20 protein-coding genes and 1 other RNA gene are annotated in these 19,372 nt (G+C 68.2%); 14 read left to right on the top strand and 7 right to left on the bottom strand.

Annotated features, from left to right (window positions below; translation table 11 throughout):
* Nucleotides 1-26: 26 nt before the first annotated feature.
* The 3 genes from ffs to MFM001_RS22645 all read left to right on the top strand — a co-directional run bounded on the left by ffs (nt 27) and on the right by MFM001_RS22645 (nt 3,195).
* Nucleotides 27-121: signal recognition particle sRNA small type (gene ffs / locus MFM001_RS22655), an RNA gene on the top strand.
* 32 nt (nt 122-153) lie between these two features.
* Nucleotides 154-1,440 carry an aminotransferase class I/II-fold pyridoxal phosphate-dependent enzyme gene (locus MFM001_RS22650; protein WP_116377506.1) on the top strand — a complete coding sequence of 429 codons (1,287 nt, stop codon included), beginning with the start codon at nt 154-156 and terminating at the stop codon, nt 1,438-1,440.
* A gap of 75 nt (nt 1,441-1,515) precedes the next feature.
* Nucleotides 1,516-3,195 (top strand): DNA polymerase III subunits gamma/tau, encoded by a 1,680-nt coding sequence (locus tag MFM001_RS22645; protein WP_116377499.1) that lies wholly within the window; start codon nt 1,516-1,518, stop codon nt 3,193-3,195.
* 3 nt (nt 3,196-3,198) lie between these two features.
* On the opposite strand, the gene MFM001_RS22640 is transcribed toward MFM001_RS22645, so the two are convergent.
* Complete coding sequence (locus MFM001_RS22640) at nt 3,199-4,515, bottom strand: class I SAM-dependent methyltransferase (RefSeq protein ID WP_116377498.1); 1,317 nt, start codon at nt 4,513-4,515, stop codon at nt 3,199-3,201.
* Entirely contained in the window at nt 4,512-5,891 is a 1,380-nt protein-coding gene (locus MFM001_RS22635; RefSeq protein ID WP_192887028.1) for an FAD-binding oxidoreductase, read from the bottom strand. Before MFM001_RS22635 ends, MFM001_RS22640 begins: the two co-directional genes overlap by 4 nt.
* Before the next feature lie 81 nt (nt 5,892-5,972).
* Between MFM001_RS22635 and MFM001_RS22630 the strand changes: the two genes are divergently transcribed.
* Entirely contained in the window at nt 5,973-6,410 is a 438-nt protein-coding gene (locus MFM001_RS22630) for an SRPBCC family protein (RefSeq protein WP_116377497.1), read from the top strand.
* On the opposite strand, the gene MFM001_RS22625 is transcribed toward MFM001_RS22630, so the two are convergent.
* Nucleotides 6,407-7,120, bottom strand: a complete 714-nt coding sequence (locus MFM001_RS22625; RefSeq protein WP_116377496.1) for an Rv3717 family N-acetylmuramoyl-L-alanine amidase — start codon at nt 7,118-7,120, stop codon at nt 6,407-6,409. The two genes, MFM001_RS22630 and MFM001_RS22625, sit on opposite strands and share 4 nt — an antisense overlap.
* A gap of 134 nt (nt 7,121-7,254) precedes the next feature.
* Between MFM001_RS22625 and MFM001_RS22620 the strand changes: the two genes are divergently transcribed.
* Nucleotides 7,255-7,590, top strand: coding sequence for a YbaB/EbfC family nucleoid-associated protein (locus tag MFM001_RS22620; RefSeq protein ID WP_083134475.1), 336 nt, complete (start codon nt 7,255-7,257; stop codon nt 7,588-7,590).
* Between the two features lies 1 nt (nt 7,591).
* Nucleotides 7,592-8,203 carry a recombination mediator RecR gene (gene recR, locus MFM001_RS22615; RefSeq protein ID WP_045376032.1) on the top strand — a complete coding sequence of 204 codons (612 nt, stop codon included), beginning with the start codon at nt 7,592-7,594 and terminating at the stop codon, nt 8,201-8,203.
* 78 nt (nt 8,204-8,281) lie between these two features.
* On the opposite strand, the gene MFM001_RS22610 is transcribed toward recR, so the two are convergent.
* A complete protein-coding gene (locus tag MFM001_RS22610) occupies nt 8,282-8,977 on the bottom strand; it encodes a type 1 glutamine amidotransferase (protein ID WP_255422485.1) in 696 nt (231 codons plus the stop codon).
* Entirely contained in the window at nt 8,974-10,197 is a 1,224-nt protein-coding gene (locus tag MFM001_RS22605; protein WP_116377495.1) for a Mur ligase family protein, read from the bottom strand. Before MFM001_RS22605 ends, MFM001_RS22610 begins: the two co-directional genes overlap by 4 nt.
* 130 nt (nt 10,198-10,327) lie before the next feature.
* Between MFM001_RS22605 and MFM001_RS22600 the strand changes: the two genes are divergently transcribed.
* Complete coding sequence (locus MFM001_RS22600) at nt 10,328-11,317, top strand: DEDDh family exonuclease (RefSeq protein ID WP_116377494.1); 990 nt, start codon at nt 10,328-10,330, stop codon at nt 11,315-11,317.
* A 110-nt stretch (nt 11,318-11,427) separates the two neighbouring features.
* Here MFM001_RS22600 and MFM001_RS22590 read toward each other — a convergent pair whose 3' ends face one another.
* A complete protein-coding gene (locus tag MFM001_RS22590) occupies nt 11,428-11,766 on the bottom strand; it encodes an SHOCT domain-containing protein (RefSeq protein WP_116377493.1) in 339 nt (112 codons plus the stop codon).
* A gap of 9 nt (nt 11,767-11,775) precedes the next feature.
* Nucleotides 11,776-13,584 (bottom strand): 2-isopropylmalate synthase, encoded by a 1,809-nt coding sequence (gene leuA / locus MFM001_RS22585; protein WP_371685607.1) that lies wholly within the window; start codon nt 13,582-13,584, stop codon nt 11,776-11,778.
* A 214-nt stretch (nt 13,585-13,798) separates the two neighbouring features.
* Here leuA and MFM001_RS22580 point away from each other — a divergent pair, with 214 nt between their 5' ends.
* From MFM001_RS22580 to MFM001_RS24655, 7 genes are all read left to right on the top strand, one after another.
* The gene (locus MFM001_RS22580) at nt 13,799-15,064 is read left to right on the top strand and encodes an aspartate kinase (protein WP_116377491.1); all 1,266 of its coding nucleotides are present in this window, start codon (nt 13,799-13,801) and stop codon (nt 15,062-15,064) included.
* Nucleotides 15,065-16,099 (top strand): aspartate-semialdehyde dehydrogenase, encoded by a 1,035-nt coding sequence (locus MFM001_RS22575; protein ID WP_116377490.1) that lies wholly within the window; start codon nt 15,065-15,067, stop codon nt 16,097-16,099.
* 86 nt (nt 16,100-16,185) lie between these two features.
* Nucleotides 16,186-17,229 carry a DUF4185 domain-containing protein gene (locus tag MFM001_RS22570; RefSeq protein ID WP_192887031.1) on the top strand — a complete coding sequence of 348 codons (1,044 nt, stop codon included), beginning with the start codon at nt 16,186-16,188 and terminating at the stop codon, nt 17,227-17,229.
* A 75-nt stretch (nt 17,230-17,304) separates the two neighbouring features.
* On the top strand, nt 17,305-17,637 hold the full coding sequence (locus tag MFM001_RS24990) for a hypothetical protein (RefSeq protein ID WP_116377488.1): 333 nt from the start codon (nt 17,305-17,307) through the stop codon (nt 17,635-17,637).
* 90 nt (nt 17,638-17,727) lie between these two features.
* Nucleotides 17,728-18,150 carry a hypothetical protein gene (locus MFM001_RS22560; RefSeq protein WP_116377487.1) on the top strand — a complete coding sequence of 141 codons (423 nt, stop codon included), beginning with the start codon at nt 17,728-17,730 and terminating at the stop codon, nt 18,148-18,150.
* Nucleotides 18,151-18,259: 109 nt separating this feature from the next.
* Nucleotides 18,260-18,688 carry an organic hydroperoxide resistance protein gene (locus MFM001_RS24660; protein WP_192887027.1) on the top strand — a complete coding sequence of 143 codons (429 nt, stop codon included), beginning with the start codon at nt 18,260-18,262 and terminating at the stop codon, nt 18,686-18,688.
* 51 nt (nt 18,689-18,739) lie between these two features.
* The gene (locus MFM001_RS24655) at nt 18,740-19,333 is read left to right on the top strand and encodes a sensor domain-containing protein (protein WP_192887029.1); all 594 of its coding nucleotides are present in this window, start codon (nt 18,740-18,742) and stop codon (nt 19,331-19,333) included.
* The last annotated feature ends 39 nt before the right edge of the window (nt 19,334-19,372 follow it).

Here is a 19,372-nt window from a genome sequence, read left to right as displayed (position 1 = left end):
GTCGATCCTCAAGCGGCTAGACTCGCCGTGGACCCCGCGCGGCGTTTATCCTGTGAACTCCCCCAGGGCCGGAAGGCAGCAAGGGTCAACGGGCTCTAGCGGGTGCGCGGGGTCCCCCCAACATTCCACGGCGTTGACGGTGAAAGGCGCATGGTGTCGTTTCATTCACTCGGCCGTGAGGAACTCGCGGCCCAGCACGCGCGCCACCAGCAGGACTACGCCGAACTGCAGGCGATGAAGCTGAGCCTCGACCTCACCCGCGGCAAGCCGGCGCCCGAGCAGCTCGACCTGTCCAACGCGTTGCTTTCCCTGCCCGGCGACAACTTCCGCGACGAGGAAGGCACCGACACCCGCAACTACGGCGGGCTGCACGGTCTGCCGGAACTGCGGGCCATCTTCGGCGAGCTGCTCGGCATTCCAGTGCCTAACCTGATCGCCGGTAACAACGCCAGCCTCGAGTACATGCACGACGTGATCGTCTTCTCGATGCTGCACGGCGGCGTCGACTCCCCGCGGCCCTGGATTGCCGAGCCGAACGTCAAGTTCCTCTGCCCGGTGCCCGGCTACGACCGGCATTTCGCGATCACCGAGACGATGGGCATCGAGATGATCCCGATCCCCATGCGCGACGACGGGCCCGACGTCGACCTGATCGAGGAACTGGTCGCCGTCGACCCCGCCATCAAGGGCATGTGGACGGTACCGGTTTTCGCCAACCCCACCGGCGTCACCTACTCGTGGGAGACCGTTCGCCGGCTGGTCCAAATGCGCACGGCCGCAAACGATTTCCGGTTGTTCTGGGACAACGCCTACGCGGTGCACACCCTGACTCTGGACTTCGTCCGTCAGGTCGACGTGCTGGGGCTGGCCGCCGCGGCCGGCAACCCGAACCGGCCGTACGTCTTCGCCTCGACGTCGAAGATCACGTTCGCCGGCGCCGGGGTCAGCTTCTTCGGCGGATCGCTGGGCAACATCGCGTGGTATCTGCAGTACGCCGGCAAGAAGTCGATCGGCCCGGACAAGGTCAACCAGCTGCGGCACCTGCGTTTCTTCGGCGACGCGGACGGGGTGCGCCTGCAGATGCTGCGTCACCAGCAGATCCTCGCGCCGAAATTTGCTTTGGTGCAGGAGATTCTGGAGAAGCGGCTGGGCGATTCGAAGATCGCGTCGTGGACCGAGCCCAAGGGGGGCTACTTCGTCAGCCTCGACGTGCTGCCTGGCACGGCGCGGCGCACCGTCGCGCTGGCCAAGGACGCGGGTATCGCGGTGACCGAGGCTGGGGCGTCATTCCCGTACCGAAAAGACCCGGACGACAAGAACATCCGCATTGCGCCGACGTTCCCGTCGCTGCCCGATCTGCGCAATGCGATCGACGGCCTGGCGACCTGCGCGCTGCTGGCCGCCACCGAGTCGCTGGTCGGCTCGAGTGGCCAGTTATGACACGCGATCCGACCGAAACCGTGACACAACTTCCCACTCGGCGACGCGTCGGACCGCGTCGGTAACCTGCTGACCGTGGCCCTCTACCGCAAGTACCGACCGGCGACCTTCGCCGAAGTGGTGGGGCAGGAGCACGTCACCGAGCCGCTGTCCACCGCGCTGGCGTCCGGCCGCATCAACCACGCGTATCTGTTCTCCGGCCCGCGCGGCTGCGGCAAGACGTCGTCGGCGCGCATCCTGGCCCGGTCGCTGAACTGCGCGGAAGGGCCCACGGCCACGCCGTGCGGGGTCTGCGAGTCCTGCGTCGCGCTGGCGCCCAACGGGCCGGGCAGCATCGACGTCGTCGAACTCGACGCCGCCAGCCACGGCGGTGTGGACGACACCCGCGAGCTGCGGGACCGCGCGTTCTACGCGCCGGCCCAGTCCCGCTATCGGGTCTTCATCGTCGACGAGGCGCACATGGTCACCACCGCGGGGTTCAACGCCCTGCTCAAGATCGTCGAGGAGCCGCCCGAGCACCTGATCTTCGTCTTCGCCACCACCGAGCCGGAAAAGGTGTTGCCGACGATTCGCTCGCGCACCCATCACTATCCGTTCCGGCTGTTGCCGCCGCGCACCATGCGCACGCTGATCGAGCGCATCTGCGAGCAGGAGGGTGTCGTCGTCGACGAGGCGGTGTACCCGTTGGTGATTCGCGCCGGCGGCGGCTCACCGCGCGACACGCTCTCGGTGCTCGACCAGCTGCTGGCCGGCGCCGACGGGAATCATGTCGGCTACCAGCGGGCGCTGGGGTTGCTCGGCGCCACCGACGTCGCGCTGATCGACGACGCCGTCGACGCGCTGGCCGCCGGGGATGCGGCGGCGTTGTTCGGGGCGGTGGAATCGGTGATCGACGCCGGTCACGACCCGCGGCGGTTCGCCACCGATCTGCTGGAGCGGTTCCGCGATCTGCTTGTGCTGCAAGCGGTTCCGGACGCCGCGGCACGCGGCGTGGTGGATGCGCCGGAAGACGTGCTGGATCGGATGCGCGATCAGTCCGCCCGGCTCGGTGCCGCGACGCTGACCCGCTACGCCGAGGTGGTGCAGGCCGGGCTGGGGGAGATGCGGGGTGCGACGGCGCCGCGGCTGCTGCTGGAAGTCATCTGCGCGCGGCTGCTGCTGCCGTCGGCCAGCGACACCGAAGCGGCGCTGCTACAACGCGTCGAGCGGATCGAGACCAGGCTGGACATGTCGATTCCGGCCGCTGCTGCTCCCCAGCAGCGCCCGGCTCCACAGCCGAAACCGCCTGAGCCGCAGCGTGATCCGGCTCCAGAGCCGGTTCCCGCCCCCACTTCGGGTGAACCGAACGCGGCCGCGGTGCGAACCCTGTGGCCGACGGTGCGCGAGAAGGTCCGTCAGCGCAGCCGTACCACCGAGGTGATGCTGGCGGGGGCGACGGTGCGCGCGGTGGAGGGCAACACGTTGGTGCTGACGCACGAGTCGGCGCCGCTGGCCAGGCGGCTGTGCGAACAACGCAACGCCGACGTCATCGCCGAAGCGCTCAAAGACGCGCTGGGCGTCGACTGGCGAGTGCGCTGCGAGCCGGGTGCGCCGACGCTGAGCGATCCACCCGCCGCCGCGGCCCCCAGTGACGAAGACAGCATGCTGGCCGAGGTGGGCCGGGACGATGCGTCGGCGCCGCGGCGCGACCCGGAAGAGGCCGCACTGGAACTGCTGCAGAACGAACTCGGCGCCCGCCGAATCGAAAACGGCTAGCGGCTACGGCTTCCACCATGGCCGCAGCGGCAGGTCGTCGTTGCCGCGTGCGTCGACTTTGCTCGCCAGCACATGGTGCAGCTGAATGTTGTTGTGCTCGAAGCCAACTCGCGAAGCGGCCATGTACAGGCCCCAGATCTTGGCGGTCGCCAGGCCCACCTCGTCGACGGCTTCGTCCCAGTGCGCCACCAGGTTTGCACACCAGTCGCGCAGTGTCATCGCGTAGTGGTGCCGGAAGTTCTCCTCGTGCAGTACCTCGAAACCGATGTCTTGGATTTCGGTGATGATGCGTCCCGAACCGGTCAGCTCGCCGTCGGGGAACACGTAGCGGTCGGTGAAGCCGCCGGCCCGGAACATCGACCGGTTGTCGTGGCGGGTGATGCAGTGGTTGAGCAGCAGGCCGCCGGTGCGCAGCTTCGACTTGAGGAAACCGAAGTACGCCGGGTAATTCTTGACGCCGATGTGCTCGGTCAGCCCGATCGACGACACCGCGTCGAACCCGGTTTCGCGGACGTCGCGGTAGTCGGAGTGGCGCACCTCGGCCAGCTCGGACAGCCCCTCTTCGGCGATTGCCTGCTGCGCCCATTTCGCTTGCTCGGCAGACAGTGTGGCGCCGATCGCGCGGACACCGCGGCGGGCGGCGTAGCGGACCATGCCGCCCCAGCCGCAGCCGACGTCGAGCAGGCGGTCACCCGATTGCAGGCGTAGTTTGTCGAAGATCAGCCGGTACTTGTTGTCCTGCGCTTCTTCCAGCGTGGCGTCGCCTTCGGGGTATACCGCGCAGGTGTAGGTCATCGACGGGCCGAGCACCCACTCGTAGAAGGTGTTGGAGACGTCGTAGTGGTGGTGGATGGCCTCGGCGTCGCGAGTCTTGCTGTGCCGCAAGCCTTCCGCGAGCCGGCGCCAGCGCGGCAGCGCCTCCTGCGGTGGCGGCGGGATCGGCACCAGCCGCTCGAACCCGATCGAGCGGACGATGTTGGCCAGCACCAGCGGGGAGGGCCGTTTGAAGTCGAGCTTGTCGGCCAGCGCCTTCAGCAGCGGGTACGGGTCGCCGGGGTGGACGCCGCGCGCCTCCAGATCGCCCGAGATGTAGGCGCGGGCCAACCCGAGTTCACCGGGCGCGGTGGCCAGATAGGTGGTGCCGCGCGGCGTCAGCAGATCCAGGCCCAGCACGGCGTCGTCGGGACCGGCGCTGCTGCCGTCGTAGGCGGTGAACTTCAGCGGTTGCCGACCGCCTTCGGTGAAAATCGCCAGGATCTCGGCGAGGCTCAACTTGCCGTTGGCCGAAGCGTGTGCCCTAGTCTCTTTGATCGTCGTCATCGCCGTTGCACCGCCTTTGCGTAGAGGTCGAGAAGACGCGAATCCGGGTCATAGGTTTTCTTTACCGTTTTGTAGGCCTCGCCGCCGTAGAGTTCGTCGAACTCCTCGCGGGAGTAGTACGAATCCGAGTACAGCGACTTGTGGCCGTCGAGTTCGCTCACCTTGGCCTCGATCAACCGGTTCGTCGCGCCCTCGGTGGCGCCGACCGGCACCGACGACCAGAAGCCGACGTTGACGTAGGTGCGGCCCGGCCGGATCGGATACAGCGGCCAGCCGTCCTGGTCGCGTAACCGCAAGGGGCACAGCCAGACCGGCGAGATCGGCACGTTGTCGAGGAACCACGCCAGGAACTCTTCGGTCCGTTCGATCGGCACCTCGATGTCCTGGACCACCCGTTCGCGGGGCGGGCGGCCGTTACGCTTCTCGATCCGGTCGGCGATGTCGAACCGCTGGTCGAGGGCCACCAGCTTCCAGTAGAAGCTGCTGCGACGGTAGCGCCGCGGCCAGAAGCGCCTGATGCGGGGATTCTGGGCGCCGAACGAGCGCGAGCACCAGAACCAGTCGGTGTCCCAGCGCCAGAAGTAGTCGTGGATGGTCAACCGGTCTTCTTTGACACCGCTGTCGTGCTGGATCGAGCGGTAGTAGATGTTCTGGCCGGTGTAGTCGCTGACGGGCCCGGGCGTGCTGGTCCGCACTCCGACGCACAGGTAGCTCTCGTCGGCGCCGAACACCACGCCGTCGAGATAGTCGACCGGCACGCCGTCGAACCCGCCGGTCTCGATGATGCGGTCCATGGCCGCCACCAAGTCGGCGAGCGTGTGGAAGCGGATGTGCCGCAACGCCACGAACGGCTTGACGGGCTCCAGCTCGATCCGCAGCCGCGTCGAATAGCCAAGCGTGCCGTAGGAATTGGGAAACGCCCGATACAAGTCGGGGTGCTGCCCCGGCGACGTGGTGAGCAATTCGCCTGCACCGGTGAGGATGTCCATCTCCAGCACCGACTCGTGGGGCAGGCCGTTGCGGAACGACGCCGACTCAATCCCCAGGCCGGTGACCGCGCCGCCGAGCGTGATCGTCTTCAGCTGCGGGACCACCAGCGGCGACAGCCCGTACGGCAGCGTCGCCGCGACCAGGTCTTCGTAGGTGCACATGCCGGCCACGTCCGCGGTGCGCGCGTCGGGGTCGACCGCAATAACGTTGGTCAGACCCGACGTATCCAGCCCGGGCGCACTGCGTTTGGCCCGCGCGCGGAACAAATTCGAGGTGGGCTTGGCGAGGCGGACGGACGCCGTCGCGGGAATGGAGCGATAGCTCCCCAACAACCGCTCGACGCCCGCCCGGTGAACCTCCAGTGCGGCTTCGGGGACAGGCACCACATATACCCTAGTCCCCGACAGCGGCCGTCGCAGCGAGCGGCGCGCGATATCAGCACATCCACAGCAAAGGAGTGTTGCCTGATGGGACAGGTCAGCGCAGCCAGTACGATCTTGATCAACGCGCAGCCCGACGCCGTGCTGAACGCCGTCGCCGACTACCAAAACGTCCGGCCCAAAATCTTGTCCGCGCACTACAGCGACTACCAGGTGCTGCAGGGCGGTCAGGGGCAGGGCACCGTCGCCAAGTGGAAGCTGCAGGCCACCAAATCCCGCGTCCGGGACGTACAAGCCAGCGTCGACGTCGCCGGCCACGCCGTCATCGAGAAGGACGCCAACTCGACGATGGTCACCAACTGGACGGTGGCTCCCGCCGGGCCGGGCTCCAGCGTCACCGTCAAGACCACGTGGACCGGCGCCGGCGGAGTGAAAGGCTTCTTCGAGAAGACGTTCGCGCCGCTGGGGCTGAAGAAGATTCAGTCCGAGGTGCTGGCCAACCTCAAGAAGCAGCTGGAGGCTTAGCTCGCCCGGCCCTGGCTGCCCAGGAAGCCCGCGATGCCCTTGACGACGGCGTCGGCGTACTTCTGCCGCCCTGCCTCGGTTTCCATCAGCGCCGAGTCGGCGGGGTTCTTCATGTTGCCGCATTCGACGAGGACGGCCGGAAACTGCGCGAGGTTCAGCCCGGCCAGGTCGGAGCGCCCGTAGAGGCCGTTCTGGCCGATGTAGGTCGCCGGCGGGATGCCCGAGGCCTGCATTTGGTCGCGCATGATCCGGGCAAACTGCACCGACGGCCCGGCCTGAACCTGGTTCAGCGGCGGGGCGGAGTAGTTGACGTGGAATCCCCGGCCGGTCGGCGGGCCGCCGTCGGCGTGGATGGACACGATGGCGTTGGGGTGCAACGAGTTGGCCATCTCGGCCCGCTGGTCGACGCACGGGCCCAGCGCGTCGTCGTTGCCGCGGGACAGGGCGGTGCGGGCGCCCAGCGCGTTGAGCGCAGCGCGGATCCGCAGCGTGGTGTCCCAGGTGAAGCTGTGCTCCGGGTATCCGCTGTTCGTCGAGGTCCCGCTGGCTTGACAGTCCTTGGTGCCGCCGCGGCCGGTGGGCACCTGCCGGCTGATGGACGCGTCGTTGGCGCCGTTGTGGCCGGGGTCGAGGAACACGATCATGCCGGCGATGCTGGTGGGGGCGGCCGTGGCGGGCGCCGGACCCGCGGCGAGGACAGTAAGGGTCATCGCGATCCCGACACGCAGGCAAACAGGTACGCGCACCGCGCCACGGTAGCGCGGCGCCGTCTACGCTTGAAGTTTCGAACCGCCCGAAAGCTTGAGGCGAAACCAACTCGAGACCAAGACGCAAGGGGACTGTCATGCAACCCGGAGGCCAGCCCGACATGTCGGCGTTGCTCGCGCAGGCGCAGCAGATGCAACAACAGCTGATGGCCGCCCAGCAGCGACTCGCCAACTCCGAAGTGCACGGCAAAGCCGGCGGGGGTTTGGTCGAGGTCACCGTCAAGGGCAGCGGCGAGGTGGTCGCGGTCAAGATCGACCCCAAGGTCGTCGACCCCGACGACGTCGAGACCCTGCAGGACCTGATCGTCGGCGCGTTGGCCGACGCGTCTGCGCAGGTCACCACGATGGCTCAGGAGCAGCTCGGCCCATTGGCCGGCGGGATGGGCAGCGCATTGGGGATGCCGGGGTCCTGACTTGTTTGAGGGGCCGGTCCAGGATCTGATCGACGAGCTCGGCAAGCTGCCGGGGATCGGGCCGAAGAGCGCGCAGCGCATCGCCTTTCACCTGTTGTCGGTCGAACCGGCCGACATCGACCGGCTGACCGCGGTGCTGGGCAGGGTCCGCGACGGCGTGCGGTTCTGCGCGGTTTGCGGCAACGTCTCCGACGACGAACGCTGCCGGATCTGCGCCGACCCGCGCCGCGACGGCTCGCTGGTGTGCGTCGTCGAGGAGCCCAAAGACGTCCAGGCCATCGAGCGCACCCGGGAATTCCGCGGCCGCTACCACGTGCTCGGCGGGGCGCTGGATCCGCTGTCCGGGGTCGGTCCCGAGCAGCTGCGGATCCGTGAGTTGCTGAACCGGATCGGTGAGCAGGTCGACGGCGTCGACATCACCGAAGTCATCATCGCCACCGACCCCAATACCGAGGGCGAGGCGACGGCGACCTACCTGGTGCGGATGCTGCGCGACATCCCCGGCCTGACCGTGACGCGGATTGCGTCCGGGCTGCCGATGGGCGGGGATCTGGAGTTCGCCGACGAGCTGACGCTGGGCCGTGCCTTGACGGGCCGCCGCGCGATGGCGTGATTGCGTTGAGATCGCGCTCAGGGCTGTTGATCCGTGCTTATAACGACCCTGGACGCGACCTCAACGCGGCAAGAAATCCTAAGCCCGCAGGCGTTCGCGGCGCAGCAAGTCCACCTCGGGCAACTCCAGCGGCGGCAACTCGCCGACGACCCGACTCAGCAGAAAGTCGGCCAGCTCCGGATTGCGGGCCAGACACGGCCCGTGCATGTAGGTCGCGACGACGCTGCCCTGCACCACGCCGTCGACCCCATCGCCCGCCCGGTTGCCGGCTCCCTTCTGCACCGCCCCCAGCGGCTTGGCGGCCGGGCCCAGCACCGTCCCGCCGCGGTGGTTCTCGAAGCCGGTCAGCGGCTGGGTCAACCCGTCCAGCAGCGGCCGGGCAACCACCTCGCCGATGGTCCGCTTGGCCTGCGGCGAAGTAGTCGCGTCGAGCAAGCCGACGCCGTCAACCCGCTCACCCGCCGACGTCTCATACCACTGCCCGAGCACCTGGATGGCCGCGCAGATCGCCAGCACCGGCGCGCCGCGGGCCGCAGCGCGCTGCAGCCCCGGATGCTTGACCAAGTGCCTGGTCGCCAGTCGTTGCGCGTAGTCCTCGGCCCCGCCCAGCGTGTACACATCGAGACTCTCCGGCACCGGGTCGGCCAGCGTGATCTCGACAATCTCCGCGGGAATGCCCCGTAGCAGCAGCCGCTGCCGCAGCACGACGGCGTTGCCGCCGTCGCCGTAGGTGCCCATCACGTCGGGCAGCACCAGCCCGATGCGGACCGTCACCGCTCCAACCTCCGCTGCAGCTGCAGAAACGCCGTGTAGTTGGCGACGACCTCGACGTGCCCGGGCGGGCAGGATTCGATCGCCCGCACGGTGTCGTGCACCAAGGTGTGCTGCACGCCCGCATAGCCGAGCCGCACCGCCAGATCCGTGCCCCGCTCGCCGGCGGCGACCACCACCGTGTCCTCGAAGTGCTCGAAGCGCACATCCCACAACCAAGACAGGTCTTCGCCGTCGGGGACCTGGCCGTTGACCGCGATAACGACGCCTGCGGCGTGCTTGTCGACCATCGACAGCGCCTCCTGCCAGCCGGCCGGGTTTTTGGCCAGCAGGACCCGGACGTCGTGGTCGCCGACGCGGACGGTGCGATACCGCCCGGCGACCTCGTCGACGCCAGACACCGCCTCCACCGCCGCAGCCGGATCCGCGCCTAGAGCGACTGCCGCCGCCACGGCCTGCGCGGCGTTGCCGCGGTTGACTGCGCCGGGCAACGCCAGCCGCATCGGCAACGCCAGACCGTCCGGGCCGTAGAGCATCTCGTCGTCGAACCACCACTTCGGGCTGGGCCGCTTGAAGTCGGCGCCGGTCGAGTACCAGTGCGACTTGTCCCGGACGATGACCTCGCCGCTGCGCGGGCAACTCACCGAGTCGGCCGCCCAGCCGCCGCCGGCGGCCACCCACACCACCTCAGGGCTGTCGTAGGCCGCTGACGTCATCAGCACGTCGTCGCAGTTGGCGACCACGACCGTCGCCGGATGCCGGGCCAGCCCGCTGCGCAGCGTGCGTTCGATCACGTTGATCTCGCCGACCCGGTCGAGCTGGTCGCGGGACAGGTTGAGCAGGACGACGACGCTGGGCTCGACGGCATCGGCGACGTGGGGGACGTGCATCTCGTCGACCTCCAACGCCGCCAACCCCGCGTTCCGCCGGGCCGCCAGTGCAGCCACCAAGCCGGCGTCCATGTTGGCGCCCTCGGCGTTGGTGGCCACCGCGCCGAGCGTGCCGAGCGCCGCCGCGGTCATCCGTGTGGTCGTCGACTTGCCGTTGGTTCCGGTCACGATCACCGTGCGCCGGCCCGACCCCAGCTGACGCAGGATCGAGCGGTCCAGCGTCATCGCCACCAGGCCGCCGATCATGGCGCCGGCGCCGCGACCGGTCGCCCGCGACGCCCACCGCGCGCCGGCTCCGGCGGCCAGGGCGAGACGTCCTCGGGCGTTGATCACGCGCAGGAGTTTAGGGCGATCGCAAGCGCGGCGCTTGCGCCGGGCGCCGCGGGTCGCCCTCATCGAATGAAGTTGACGACACGATCCGCAGCGACCCGGCGATGTCGGTCCGTCGTGCCATCCTCCCTTTATGGGGACGATCTGGGGTCGGCCGGCCGATGAACCCTGCACCGGCTGGGCCGTCGTCGATGTCGAAACCTCGGGCTTTCGGCCGGGCCAGGCCCGCATCATCAGCCTTGCCGCGCTTGCCCTCGACGCCGACGGGCGGGTCGAGCAATCCGTCGTCAGCCTCCTGAATCCCGGGGTGGACCCGGGCCCCACCCACGTGCACGGCCTGACCGCCGCCATGCTGGAAGACCAGCCGCAGTTCGCCGACATCGTCGACGACGTGGTCAAAGTGCTCGATGGCCGCACGCTCGTCGCGCACAATGTGTCGTTCGACTACTCCTTTTTGGCCGCCGAGGCCGAGATCGCCGACGCCGAACTGCCGATCGACTCGGTGATGTGCACGGTCGAGCTGGCCCGACGGCTCGGGCTTGGCATCGACAACCTGCGGCTGGAGACGCTGGCCGCGCACTGGGGCGTTGCCCAGCAAAGGCCGCACGACGCGTTCGACGATGCCATGGTGCTGACCCGCGTGCTGGGCGCCGCACTCGACCGGGCACGTGAGCGCGACGTGTGGTTACCGGTGCGGCCGGTCACCCGGCGGCGGTGGCCCAACGGCCGCGTCACCCACGAGGAGCTGCGGCCGCTGAAAATGTTGGCGTCCCGGATGCCGTGCCCGTATCTCAACCCCGGCCCGTATGTGCGGGGCCGGCCGCTGGTGCAGGGCATGCGGGTGGCCCTGGCCGCCGAATGCACCCGCACGCACGAGGAGTTGGTCGAGCGGATCCTGCACGCCGGGCTGGCCTACACCGACGCCGTCGACCCCGACACCTCTCTCGTGGTCTGCAACGAGCCCCGCCCGGAACACGGCAAGGGCTACCAGGCGCGTGAACTGGGCGTCCCGGTGGTGTCCGACGCGCAGTTCATGGAGAGCGTCGGCACCGTCGTCGGCGGTACCGGTGTCGAGGACTTCACCGAACCGCAAGACGTCGGTGAGCAGTTCGCGCTGTTCTGATTGCCCGGCTCCTCCTCACGCCGCTCCGCGGCGCGCATCGTCGCCGGGCGGTCCTGATTGCCCGGCTCCTCCTCACGCCGCTCCGCGGCGCGCATCGTCGCCGGGCGGTTCTAACCGAGAGCCTTCGCCTTCAGCGCGTCGAACTCGTCCGGGGTGATTGTTCCGGCGTCCAGCAACTCCTTGGCGTGGGCAATTTCCTGCGCCGGTGACGGCCCAGCGGCGTCCCGCGCCCGCACGGTCATGCTCTGGCCACGGGTGATCAGGTAGATCAGCGCGGTCAGGTATGGGAACAGGATCAGGCACACCACCCACAGCGCCTTGATGCGGCCCGAGGTTTGGTGGTCACGCCAGAACAGGTCGCCGATGATGTTGAACAGGATCAGCAGGTAGGCGATGAACGCGAACGCCACGATCGCCGACCACAAGAAGTCCCAGAACGTGTGCAACATCCTCGGCTCCTAACGGGATGCACGGTTGACCGCCGAGACTACGGCGCGCAGCGACGCGGTGGTGATCGACGGCGCGATGCCCACGCCCCACACCGTCCGGCCGGCTATCGACGCCTCTACATACGCCGCGGCCTGTGCCTCCTCGCCGGCCGACATCGCGTGCTCGGAGTAGTCCAGCACGTTGACGTGGAAGCCGACATGGCTGAGCGCGTCGACGAACGCGGCCAACGGGCCGTTGCCGGCGCCGCTGATCTCGGTCTCGGTTCCGTCGATCTTGACGACGGCCTCGATGCGGTCGGTGCCGCCGTCCACCTCGGAGGCGATCACCCGCTGACGCATCCGCTCCAGCGGCCGCACCGGGGCCAGGTACTCCTCGGCGAACGCGTCCCACATCTCCTTCGGCGAGACCTCGCCGCCCTCCCCGTCGGCCATCTTCTGGATCACCTGGGAAAACTCGATCTGCAGCCGTCGCGGCAGTGCCAGCCCGTGGTCGGCCTTCATGATGTAGGCCACCCCGCCCTTGCCGGACTGCGAGTTGACCCGGATCACTGCCTCGTAGGTGCGCCCGACGTCGCGCGGGTCGATCGGCAGATAGGGCACCTGCCACAGCATGTCCTCGACGTCGGTGTCCGCGGCGTCGGCATCGATCTTCATCTGGTCCAGGCCCTTGTTGATGGCGTCCTGGTGACTGCCGGAGAACGCGGTGTACACCAGGTCCCCGCCGTACGGGTGACGTTCGTGTACCGGCAGCTGGTTGCAGTACTCCACGGTGCGACGGATCTCGTCGATGTTGGAGAAGTCGATCTGCGGGTCGACGCCGCGGGAAAACAGGTTCAGCCCCAGCGTGACCAGGCACACGTTGCCGGTGCGTTCGCCGTTGCCGAACAGGCAACCCTCGATTCGGTCGGCACCCGCTTGGTAGCCCAATTCGGCTGCGGCGACGGCAGTTCCGCGGTCGTTGTGCGGGTGCAGGCTCAGGATGACCGAGTCGCGGCGAGCCAGGTTGCGGCTCATCCACTCGATCGAGTCGGCATACACGTTGGGCGTGGCCATCTCCACGGTGGCCGGCAGGTTGAAGATGATCGGGTTGTCCGGCGTGGGCGCGATGACATCGCCGACGGCGTCGCAGACCTGCTTGGCGTACTCCAGTTCGGTGCCCGTGTAGGACTCCGGCGAGTACTCGAATCGCCATTGCGTGCCAGGGTATTTCGCCGCTTCTTCGACGCACTTGCGGGCGCCTTGCACCGCGATCTCCTGCACAGCGGGCCGGTCGGCGCGAAAAACCACGCGCCGCTGCAGGATTGACGTCGAGTTGTAGAAGTGCACGATCGCCCGCGGCGCGCCCTCACACGCCACGAAGGTGCGCTCGATCAGCTCGGGACGGCACTGGGTCAGCACCTGGATCGTCACGTCGTCGGGAATTGCGCCCTGCTCGATGATCTCGCGGATGAAGTCGAAATCGGTCTGGCTGGCCGACGGGAAGCCGACCTCGATCTCCTTGTAGCCCATCCGCACCAGCAGGTCGAACATGCGGCGCTTGCGGGCCGGGCTCATCGGGTCGATCAGCGCCTGATTGCCGTCGCGCAGGTCGACCGCGCACCACATCGGCGCTTTGGTGATGACGCGGTCGGGCCAGGTGCGGTCGGTCAGCCGGACGGGCTCGACTTCGTCGGCGAACGGGCGGTACCGGCGGATCGGCATTGCCGATCCGCGCTGGGTGTTCCAGGCGGGCTGGTCCGGGTTGGGCGCGCCGGCCGGTTTGGTGATGGTGCGACTGGCCGAAAAAGCGTCAGGCGAGTCGGGAGGAAAGCTGGTCACGGTGATTGCTCCGGGGTGTCTAGAGGGACCTCAGACCGGCGCATCGCGAACACCCGCGACGGGAAGCCGGTCTGTGATCAGACCCCGTCGCGGCGTCCGAGAAGGAGCACCCGCTGCACGTCGAACACTTTACCGCGCCCGCAGCTGTCGCCAAAACGGCGCTCAGCGCAGGCACGTATTCTGTTCACGACCTCAATCCCCGGAAAGGACGACAGTGGCGCTCGTCGTGCAGAAGTACGGCGGTTCTTCGGTGGCCGACGCCGAGCGGATCCGCCGCGTCGCCGAGCGCATCGTCGAAACCAAGAAGCAGGGCAACGACGTCGTCGTGGTCGTCTCCGCGATGGGCGACACCACCGACGATCTGCTCGAGTTGGCCCAGCAGGTGTGCCCGGTGCCGCCGGCCCGTGAACTGGACATGCTGCTGACCGCGGGCGAGCGCATCTCCAACGCCCTGGTCGCCATGGCGATCGAATCGTTGGGCGCCAAGGCCCGCTCGTTCACCGGCTCGCAGGCCGGTGTGATCACCACCGGCGCGCACGGCAAGGCCAAGATCATCGACGTCACACCGGCGAGGCTGCAGACCGCGCTCGACGAAGGCCTGATCGTGCTGGTTGCCGGGTTCCAGGGCGTCAGTCAGGACACCAAGGACGTCACCACGCTGGGCCGCGGCGGCTCGGACACCACCGCAGTGGCCTTGGCCGCGGCTCTTAAAGCCGACGTCTGCGAGATCTACACCGACGTCGACGGCATCTTTTCCGCCGACCCTCGGATCGTGCCCAATGCCCGACGGCTGCAGACCGTCACCTTCGAGGAGATGCTCGAGCTGGCGGCCTGCGGCGCGAAGGTGCTGATGCTGCGCTGTGTGGAATACGCCCGCCGCTACAACATTCCGGTGCACGTCCGGTCGTCGTATTCGGACAAGCCCGGCACCGTCGTCACCGGATCGATCAAGGACAAGCCCATGGAAGACCCCATCCTGACCGGCGTCGCTCACGACCGCAGCGAGGCCAAGGTGACCGTCGTCGGCATCCCCGACATCCCGGGGTACGCGGCCAAGGTGTTCCGCGCGGTCGCCGACGCCGACGTCAACATCGACATGGTGTTGCAGAACGTCTCCAAGGTCGAAAACGGCAAGACGGACATCACGTTCACCTGCCCGCGCGACGCCGGGCCGTCGGCGGTGGAGAAGCTGGACTCGCTCAAGGAGGAGATCGGCTTTTCCCAGGTCCTTTACGACGACCACATCGGCAAGGTGTCGCTGGTCGGCGCGGGCATGCGCAGCCATCCCGGTGTCACCGCCACGTTCTGTGAGGCGCTGGCCGCCGTCGGGGTCAACATCGACCTGATCTCCACCTCGGAGATCCGGATCTCGGTGCTGGTCAGGGACACCGAGCTGGACAAGGCCGTGCTCGCGCTGCACGAGGCGTTCGGATTCGGCGGAGCCGAGGAAGCCACCGTCTACGCCGGGACGGGACGCTAGATGGTTGCCATCGGAGTAGTGGGCGCCACCGGCCAGGTGGGCCAGGTGATGCGCACGCTGCTGGAGGACCGCGACTTCCCGGCTTCATCCGTACGGTTTTTCGCCTCGGCGCGCTCGCAGGGCCGCAAGCTGGCGTTCCGCGGCCAGGAGATCGAGGTCGAGGACGCCGAAACCGCCGACCCGGCCGGGCTGGACATTGCGTTGTTCTCCGCGGGCGGGGCGATGTCGCGGGTGCACGCGCCGCGGTTCGCCGCCGCCGGGGTCACCGTGATCGACAACTCGTCGGCGTGGCGCAAAGACCCCGACGTGCCGCTGGTGGTTTCCGAAGTGAACTTCGCCGACGCGCGCAACCGGCCGAAAGGCATTATCGCCAACCCGAATTGCACCACGATGGCCGCGATGCCGGTGCTCAAGGTGCTGCACGACGAGGCACAGCTGGTGCGGCTGGTGGCGTCGACATATCAGGCCGTTTCCGGCAGCGGCGTTGCCGGAGTGGCCGAGTTGGCGGGGCAGGTGCGCTCGGTGGTCGACGGCGCCGAGCTGCTGGTGCACAACGGCGGCGCGCTGGCGTTCCCGCCGCCGAAGACGTACGTCGCGCCGATCGCGTTCAACGTGGTCCCGTTGGCCGGGTCGCTGGCCGACGACGGCTCCGGCGAGACCGACGAAGACCAGAAGCTGCGCAACGAAAGTCGCAAGATCCTGGGCATCCCGGATCTGTTGGTCAGCGGCACGTGTGTGCGGGTGCCGGTGTTCACCGGCCACTGCCTGTCGATCAATGCAGAGTTCGCCCAACCACTTTCACCCGAGCGGGCCCGCGAGCTGCTCGACGGCGCCCCCGGCGTCAAGCTGGTCGACGTGCCCACCCCGCTGGCCGCCGCAGGTGTCGACGAGTCGCTGGTCGGCAGGATCCGCCGCGATCCGGGGGGTCCCGACGGACGCGGACTGGCGCTGTTCGTCGCCGGCGACAATCTGCGTAAAGGCGCGGCGCTGAACACGATCCAGATCGCTGAGCTGCTGGTCGCCGAATCGCGGTGAGCTCGGCTGGTCGGCTAGCGCTACTGGTCGCGTGTTTGCTTGCCCCGCTGAGTGTTTCGCGTGCCTACGCCGACCCGCCGGCCCCGATGCCCGAGCCGATCCTGCAGCCGCTGGCAGAAGGTCAGGTGATGCGGATCGGTCCCACCGCCGGAACCGGTACGCCCACTCGCGATTACGGCATCGGCGCCACCGATCTGTGCGAGTTCATGGAATTCCCCAGCGAAGTGCTGCAGGTCTGCGGGGACAGCTTCGCGGGCGAGGGTGTGGGGTTCGGCGGCTGGTATTCGCCGATCGCGTTGCGGGTCGACACCGCCTCCGTCGACGACCCGGGCGGGGTGCGCTACACCGGTGTGACCGGCGTATGGCAACCACTGCTGGCTGACCCGACGCCGCCGGGCGCATCGCAACTGCCGGCCGGCGTCGTGCAGATCAATCGGCAGAACTACTTGCTGGTCACGACCACCAAAGAGTTGGCGCCGCAGAACTCGCGATTGGTGAAAGCCCAACCCGCACATGGGCTTTGGCAAACCGTGCCGGGCTCCGTACGGGATGCGGCCTACCAAGGCGGCGGTCAGTCGCAGATCAGCGGCTACTACGACCCCGTCCCGTCGGCCAACTCGCCCAGCGGCTGGGTCTACATCGTCGCCGACAGTTTTCAGCGCACCCACCCGGTGACGTTGTATCGGGTGGCGCCGGAGAACTTCGGCGACCGGTCCCATTGGCAGGGCTGGGCGGCCGGCCCCGCCGGAGGTTGGGGTAAGCCGCCAACACCGTTGTGGGAGGACCAGGTTGGCGAGATGAGCTTCCAGCAGATCGACGGCAAGGCGGTGTTGTCGTATTTCAACGCCACCAACGGGAACATGGAAGTGCGGGTGGCCAATGACCCGACATCGCTGGGTACCGCGCCGGTGACCACGGTGGTCCAACACGACGAGTGGCCGGATCCGGCCGAAAGCCTGCCGCCGCCGTACGACAACCGGTTGGCGCAGCCGTACGGCGGCTACATCTCGCCCGGTTCGACGCTGGACGAGTTGCGGATTTTCATCAGCCAGTGGAACAACGCCGATCCCCGCGCTCGGGCGCCCTATCGAGTGATCCAGTTTGCGGTCAACCCGTTCAAGCCCGATTAGGCGCGGTTCGACTCATAGCTGTTTCATAGCTTGTACCTAGCGGGCGCTGGCCGTTGCCCGCGCATCATTTCAGGCATGAGTGAAACACCTGACACACCAACCACGCGGACGACCGCCGCTACGGCGCCGGCGTCCCCTGAGAAACCGTACTGGCTCTACCGGTTCGCGGCCTGGGTCGTGATTGTGGCCGGCATCCTGTTCATCGTCACGACGATCTTCTTCGCCGGCTTCCGGATCGCGGGCCACCATGGCCACCACGGACACCACCACGGGCATCACCACCCCGCGATGTTCCATCACCGCGGCCCCGGTGGCCCGCAGGGCGGGGGTGGCCCCGGCGCCGGCGTCCCCGGACCCGGGCAGCCGCCGCAGTCCATCGCGCCGTCCACTACTCCTGCCCACCCATAGGATCCGCCCACGAGCCCGGCGTCCCGCTGATGGGGCGCCGGGCTCCCGACTGTCTGGTTCGTACCGGCTCTCTGGGCGCATGATCGGGATATGACCGAAACACCCGAACCCCCTCCGCCACCTCCACCGCCGCCTTATGCAGCACCGCCCCCGAGCAGGTTGTACCAAGCCGCCGCGTGGGTGGTGATCGTCGCCGGCATTGTCTTCATCGTCGCGACCATCTTCTTCACCGGTGCCGCGGTCTCCGGGCACCACTACCGTCATCACCACCACCACGGAATGTTCGGCCCGGGTGGACCCGGCGGTCCGCCGCCCGGCACCGGACAGTGGCTGTTCGTCGTCCCCGGCGGACCGGGCGGACCGGGCGGACCTCCCGGCATGGGTCCTGGTGGTCCCGGCGGCCCGCCGATGATGCCGATGATGCCCGGCGGTCCGGGCATGGGCCCGGGGATGAGTCCCGGCCCGTCGCCGTCGACCACCGCGCCCGCGCCGCCGCCCCCGCCGCGCCCATAACAGCCCGCTGCGGCGGCCGCTGCCGTCAACCAGAAGCCAGGGCTGCCTTCGAGTTGAAATCGCAAACCCTAGGTTCTGTTTCGCGGGCAAGGTTGGCATGATCGAGCCCATGAGCATCGAACTCGTTTTCACCACGGAGTCCACGGCAACCGGTGGCGGCCGCGACGGTCATGTGAAGTCGTCGGACGGTCGCATCGACCTCGACACCCGGCCACCGAAAGAGATGGGCGGCAGTGGTGACGGCACCAACCCCGAGCAGTTGTTCTCCGCCGGGTATGCCGCCTGCTTCCTCGGTGCGCTGCGACTGGTAGCCGGCAAGTCCAACGTCAAGCTGGACGACGCCACCGACGTCACCGTCCAGATCGGGTTCGGCAAGGACCCTGCAGGTGGCTTCGGGTTGACGGGCAAGATCGTCGGTTACCTGCCCGGCCTGGAGCAGAAGGCCGCCGACGACCTGATGCACCAAGCGCACCAGGTGTGTCCGTACTCCAAGGCCACCCGGGGCAACGTCGACGTCGACGTCTCGGCCAAGGTCTAACCCGTGCGGCGCACCGCCGCGGCGGCGGTGGGCATCGGGCTGGCCCTGGCGATGGCCCCGACGGCGGCGGCCCGCCCCTCAGACCCCGGCGTGGTCAACTACGCGGTGATGGGCAAGGGGTCGGTGGGCAACATCGTCGGTGGCCCGATGCGATGGGAGTCGGTGTCCACCGAGCCGTACCAGGGCTTTTGGGTCGACGACCCGGTGTGCAACAACTGGGCCGACATCGGGTTGCCCGAGGTCTACAACGATCCCGACCTGGCGTCGTTCAACAGCGCCATCACCCAGACGACGGCCACCGACCAGGCCCACTTCGTCAAGCAGGCGGTCGGCGTTTTCGCCACCGGTGACGCCGCGGGCCGGGCCTTTCATCGCGTCGTGGACCGCACGGTCGGCTGCTCCGGGCAGACCACCGCGATGCACCTGGACAACGGCGCCACCGAGGTGTGGTCGTTCGACGGCGGGCCGGCGGGGGCCACCGACGCGGCGTGGACCAAACAGGAGGGCGGCACCGACCGCCGCTGCTTCAACCAGACCCGGCTGCGGGAAAACGTGCTGTTGCAGGCCAAAGTCTGCCAGTCCGGCAACGGCGGTCCGGCGGTAAACGTGCTGGCCGGAGCCATGGAAAACGCGCTCGGCCAGTAATGCGCCTGCGCGGGGGGAATATGTCGGTGCCCTCCGGAA

This window comes from Mycobacterium sp. MFM001 (assembly GCF_003402475.1).
GTDB lineage: Bacteria > Actinomycetota > Actinomycetes > Mycobacteriales > Mycobacteriaceae > Mycobacterium.
The sequence above is the reverse complement of the archived record's forward strand: the minus strand, read 5'-3'. Positions and strand labels throughout refer to the sequence as shown.

Bases quoted from the DNA above. Each gene is read 5' to 3' on its own strand.
- MFM001_RS22600 (WP_116377494.1), top strand. From the start codon at position 10,328: ATGGGGACGATCTGGGGTCGGCCGGCCGATGAACCCTGCACCGGCTGG.
- MFM001_RS22640 (WP_116377498.1), bottom strand. From the start codon at position 4,515: ATGACGACGATCAAAGAGACTAGGGCACACGCTTCGGCCAACGGCAAG.
- MFM001_RS24655 (WP_192887029.1), top strand. From the start codon at position 18,740: ATGGCCCCGACGGCGGCGGCCCGCCCCTCAGACCCCGGCGTGGTCAAC.
- MFM001_RS22560 (WP_116377487.1), top strand. From the start codon at position 17,728: ATGACCGAAACACCCGAACCCCCTCCGCCACCTCCACCGCCGCCTTAT.
- MFM001_RS22630 (WP_116377497.1), top strand. From the start codon at position 5,973: ATGGGACAGGTCAGCGCAGCCAGTACGATCTTGATCAACGCGCAGCCC.
- MFM001_RS24990 (WP_116377488.1), top strand. From the start codon at position 17,305: ATGAGTGAAACACCTGACACACCAACCACGCGGACGACCGCCGCTACG.
- MFM001_RS22625 (WP_116377496.1), bottom strand. From the start codon at position 7,120: ATGACCCTTACTGTCCTCGCCGCGGGTCCGGCGCCCGCCACGGCCGCC.
- MFM001_RS22575 (WP_116377490.1), top strand. From the start codon at position 15,065: ATGGTTGCCATCGGAGTAGTGGGCGCCACCGGCCAGGTGGGCCAGGTG.
- MFM001_RS22590 (WP_116377493.1), bottom strand. From the start codon at position 11,766: ATGTTGCACACGTTCTGGGACTTCTTGTGGTCGGCGATCGTGGCGTTC.
- MFM001_RS22570 (WP_192887031.1), top strand. From the start codon at position 16,186: ATGCCCGAGCCGATCCTGCAGCCGCTGGCAGAAGGTCAGGTGATGCGG.
- MFM001_RS24660 (WP_192887027.1), top strand. From the start codon at position 18,260: ATGAGCATCGAACTCGTTTTCACCACGGAGTCCACGGCAACCGGTGGC.
- MFM001_RS22620 (WP_083134475.1), top strand. From the start codon at position 7,255: ATGCAACCCGGAGGCCAGCCCGACATGTCGGCGTTGCTCGCGCAGGCG.